Consider the following 1,224-nt stretch of genomic DNA (forward strand, 5'->3'; position numbering starts at 1 on the left):
TGACCTCCTCCCGATAAACTGGACAGAATAAAATTAGAGAAAATAGGGCGAATAAATGTTTAACTTTAAATAGATTATTTGCTTATGAAACGTTCAAAATTCAGTGAATCTCAGATTGTGTTCGCGATCAAACAGGCCGAGACGGGGACTAGGGTCTCCGAGGTCTGCCGCAAGATGGGGGTCAGCGAGGCCACTTTTTACAATTGGAAGAAGAAATATGGAGGTCTCGGGGTCTCGGAACTACGTCGCTTGAAGAACCTCGAAGAGGAGAACTCGCAATTAAAAAAACTCGTTGCCGACCTTAGCCTTGACAAACAGATCCTACAGGATGTACTGAAAAAAAAGTTCTGAGGCCAGCTCGAAAACGGGAGATGGTCTGCAACATACGCATGGAGTACAATATCTCCATAAACCGTTGTACCAGCTTGGTGCTGTTGCACAAAAGTGTGTTCTATTATAAAACGCAGGGGAGGAACGATGAGCTTCTTCGGATGCGTATGAACGAGATAGCCGCCACAAGGGTCAGATATGGTTTTTGGCGGATCTACATCCTTTTGAGACGTGAGGGTTTCATGGACAACCATAAGCGTGTTTACAGGGTTTATTGCGAGGAAGGGCTGAACCTGAGGTCCAAGCGGCCCAAAAGAAACCGTTCTGCCGCACATAGGCAACCAAATGAAGGCAACGCCTCCAGTTTACATGAGTGCTGGAGCATGGATTTTGTCTCTGACCAGCTGTACAACGGCAGTAGGTTCAGGGGCTTAACTGTAGTGGATAATTATAGTAGAAAATGCCTTGCCATCCATGCAGGCAAGTCCTTAAAAGGAAGTGATGTGGTACAAGTCATGGAAACCATTACCTTTGGGGGCGAAGTGCTTCCAAAACGCATAAAAGTGGACAACGGCAGCGAGTTCATCAGCAAGGTATTGGATAAATGGGCTTATGAAAATAAAGTGGAACTGGATTTTTCAAGGCCTGGAAAACCTACCGACAACCCGTTCATAGAGAGTTTTAATGGCTCCTTTAGGGATGAATGCCTGAACGCCAATTGGTTCTTTTCCTTGCATGACGCACAAGAGAAATTTGACCATTGGAGAGAAGATTATAACGGTTTTAGACCACATAGCTCGTTGGGGGACATGTCCCCCAACGAGTATATCGAAAAGAATCAAAATAGCCCGGATTCTCTACTTTTGACCGGTACATAATATGGGAGGAGGTCAA

1 protein-coding gene is annotated in these 1,224 nt (G+C 45.3%); it reads left to right on the forward strand.

The features are described from left to right. The first annotated feature begins 84 nt into the window (after nt 1–84). A protein-coding gene (locus GJ691_RS10410) for an IS3 family transposase (protein WP_154366608.1) occupies nt 85–1,208 on the forward strand; the annotation gives its coding sequence in 2 pieces (ribosomal slippage) (nt 85–337 and nt 337–1,208; 1,125 coding nt in all). The last annotated feature ends 16 nt before the right edge of the window (nt 1,209–1,224 follow it).

Source organism: Maribacter luteus, assembly GCF_009674825.1.
GTDB classification, from domain to species: domain Bacteria; phylum Bacteroidota; class Bacteroidia; order Flavobacteriales; family Flavobacteriaceae; genus Maribacter_A; species Maribacter_A luteus.